The sequence below is a fragment of the Mesorhizobium sp. P3_A9 genome (genome assembly GCF_056402975.1).
In genome coordinates, this window is sequence record NZ_JBFUGJ010000532.1 from 1 (window position 1) to 2,850 (window position 2,850).

A 2,850-nucleotide genomic window follows, 5' to 3' on the forward strand; every position below is an offset into this window, starting at 1 on the left:
TTTGCCATTTCAGATTTTTCCTTTTCTCGCTGCCGTTACTGGCGGAAGGGGAAGTTGAAAGCCTTGAGCAATGCCCGGGCTTCGTCGTCCGTCTTCGCAGTCGTACAAACGATGACGTCCATGCCCCAGATCTGATCAACCTTGTCGTAGTTGATCTCCGGRAACACGATGTGCTCCTTGATGCCCATGGCRTAGTTGCCACGGCCATCGAAGCTCTTGGGGTTCAGTCCGCGGAAGTCGCGGACGCGTGGCAGTGCGATGTTCACGAGGCGGTCGAGGAACTCGTACATACGTTCCTTGCGCAGCGTGACCTTGGCGCCGATCGGCATGTTCTCGCGGACCTTGAAGCCAGCGATCGAATTGCGGGCGCGGGTGACGACGGCCTTCTGGCCGGCGATCATCGCCAGGTCTTCGGCCGCAACCGAAGGCTTCTTCGAATCAGCGGTCGCTTCGCCGACGCCCATGTTCAGCACGATCTTGTCGAGGCGCGGAACCTGCATGTCGTTGTCGTAGCCGAACTGCTCCTGCAGCGCCTTGCGGATGGTCTCGTTGTAGACCTGCTTGAGGCGCGGCGTGTTGGTCGCAGTCGCCTGCTTGGTTTGAGACTTAGCCATTGATGACTTCTCCCGAGCGCTTGGCGACGCGCACCTTCTTGCCGTCCTTCTGGAAGATGAAACCGACGCGGGTCGGCTTGCCATCCTTGGGGTCGGCCAGCGCGATGTTCGACAGCTGGATCGGCGCTTCCTTGGTGATGATCCCGCCCTCTTGGGACTGGGACTGCTTCTGGTGACGACGGATCATGTTGACGCCGCGCACCAGCGCGGTGTCGTCCTTCGGCTGAACCGACAGGACTTCGCCCGAACGGCCCTTGTCCTTGCCGGCCAGCACGACGACCTTGTCGCCTTTTCTAATCTTTTGCATTGGTCCGGCTCCTTACAGCACTTCAGGCGCGAGCGAGATGATCTTCATGTGGTTCTTGGCGCGGAGTTCGCGCGGAACCGGTCCRAAGATACGCGTGCCGATCGGCTCTTTCTTGTTGTCGACKAGAACGGCYGCGTTCTTGTCGAAACGGATCACGCTGCCGTCCGGGCGGCGGATGTCCTTGGCCGTGCGAACCACGACCGCCTTCATCACATCGCCCTTCTTAACGCGGCCGCGCGGAATGGCTTCCTTGATCGACACCACGATGATGTCGCCCACGGAAGCGTATTTCCGCTTCGAGCCGCCCAGCACCTTGATGCACATGACACGACGCGCGCCGGAATTATCCGCCACGTCGAGGTTTGTTTGCATCTGAATCATGACTGGCCGCCTTCTTCTTTTCTAACGGGACAGGCTCAAAGCCCCTCCCCGGTCTGTCCAAAATTCGTTTGTTTACGCCTGGTCCGAAGACACGACGATCCAGCGCTTGTCCTTGGAAATCGGCTTCGATTCCTGGATGAACACCTGATCGCCAACCTTGTGGGCGTTGTTCTCGTCGTGCGCCTTGTACTTCTTGGTCATGCGCACGGTCTTCTTCATCACGGGATGCGTGAAGCGCCGTTCGACCTTGACGACAACCGTCTTCTCGTTCTTGTCGCTGACGACGGTGCCCTGCAGAATGCGCTTTGGCATGGTTTTCGTCCTTAAGCCTTCTTAGCCGCGGACTTTTCCGCAGCGATGGTCTTGATGCGCGCAATGTCCTTGCGGACCTGTCTCACGCGCGCGGTCTTCTCAAGCTGGCCGGTGGCCTTCTGGAAGCGCAGGTTGAACTGCTCCTTCTTCAGGCTGGCCAGGTCGTCGGTCAGCTGRTCCTGGGTCTTGGTCCGGATGTCTTCGGCTTTCATGATCAGCCCGTCCTATTCTGCGATGCGCTGTACGAAGCGCGTCTTGACCGAGAGCTTGGCCGCGCCGAGACGCAGCGCCTCACGGGCGGTTTCTTCATTGACGCCGTCGATCTCGAACATGATGCGGCCCGGCTTGACGCGCGCCGCCCAATAGTCGACCGCGCCTTTGCCCTTACCCATGCGGACTTCGGTCGGCTTCGAGGTGACCGGCACGTCTGGGAAAATACGGATCCACACGCGGCCGGCACGCTTCATTTCACGAGTGATCGCGCGGCGAGCCGCCTCGATCTCACGCGCGGTGACGCGGTTCGGCTCAAGCGCCTTCAGCCCGAAACCACCGAAATCCAGGTTGGTGCCGCCCTTTGCGGTACCATGGATACGGCCCTTGAACTGCTTGCGGAACTTTGTGCGCTTTGGCTGCAGCATCGTTCTAACTCCAAATTCCTAAATGTCTCAGGCGTTTTCGCGACGACGACCGCGTTCGCGATCACCACCACCGCCATGCGCAGCATCACCCTCGGTCGCGCGACGCTCCGAAGCCATCGGATCGTGCTCGAGGATCTCGCCCTTGAATACCCAGACCTTGACGCCGCAGATACCGTAAGCCGTATGCGCTTCAGCCGTGCCGTAGTCGACATCGGCGCGCAGCGTATGCAGCGGCACGCGGCCTTCACGATACCATTCCATGCGCGCGATCTCGGCGCCGCCAAGACGGCCGGCGCAGTTGATGCGGATGCCTTCGGCACCGAGGCGCATCGCGGACTGAACGGCGCGCTTCATGGCGCGACGGAAAGCGATACGACGCTCGAGCTGCTGAGCGATCGACTGGGCGACCAGGGTCGCGTCGATTTCCGGCTTGCGCACTTCAACGATGTTGAGGTGCGTCTCGGACTTCGTCATCTCCATCAGCTTCTTGCGAAGCTTCTCGATGTCGGCGCCCTTCTTGCCGATGATCAGACCCGGGCGCGCGGCGTGGATGGTGACGCGGCACTTCTTGTGCGGGCGCTCGATCACGACCTTGGAG

Annotated in this window: 7 protein-coding genes; all 7 read right to left on the reverse strand. The window is 60.5% G+C overall.

Translation table 11 applies throughout. The features are described from left to right. Positions 1-35: 35 nt before the first annotated feature. The gene (gene rplE / locus AC1DX0_RS33930; RefSeq protein ID WP_172229140.1) at positions 36-614 is read right to left on the reverse strand and encodes a 50S ribosomal protein L5; all 579 of its coding nucleotides are present in this window, start codon (positions 612-614) and stop codon (positions 36-38) included. Next, a complete protein-coding gene (gene rplX, locus AC1DX0_RS33935) occupies positions 607-921 on the reverse strand; it encodes a 50S ribosomal protein L24 (RefSeq protein WP_006205456.1) in 315 nt (104 codons plus the stop codon). Before rplX ends, rplE begins: the two co-directional genes overlap by 8 nt. Before the next feature lie 12 nt (positions 922-933). After that, positions 934-1,302 (reverse strand): 50S ribosomal protein L14, encoded by a 369-nt coding sequence (gene rplN / locus AC1DX0_RS33940; protein ID WP_006205457.1) that lies wholly within the window; start codon positions 1,300-1,302, stop codon positions 934-936. 72 nt (positions 1,303-1,374) lie between these two features. Continuing rightward, positions 1,375-1,614, reverse strand: coding sequence for a 30S ribosomal protein S17 (gene rpsQ / locus AC1DX0_RS33945; protein ID WP_010909280.1), 240 nt, complete (start codon positions 1,612-1,614; stop codon positions 1,375-1,377). Between the two features lie 11 nt (positions 1,615-1,625). Then, positions 1,626-1,826: a 50S ribosomal protein L29 gene (rpmC, locus tag AC1DX0_RS33950; RefSeq protein ID WP_006205459.1), complete on the reverse strand. Its 201-nt coding sequence runs from the start codon at positions 1,824-1,826 to the stop codon at positions 1,626-1,628. A 12-nt stretch (positions 1,827-1,838) separates the two neighbouring features. Next, a complete protein-coding gene (gene rplP, locus AC1DX0_RS33955) occupies positions 1,839-2,252 on the reverse strand; it encodes a 50S ribosomal protein L16 (RefSeq protein WP_013531427.1) in 414 nt (137 codons plus the stop codon). 27 nt (positions 2,253-2,279) lie between these two features. Further along, positions 2,280-2,850: 30S ribosomal protein S3 (gene rpsC / locus AC1DX0_RS33960; RefSeq protein WP_477358721.1), on the reverse strand; the 571-nt coding region annotated here is incomplete at its 5' end.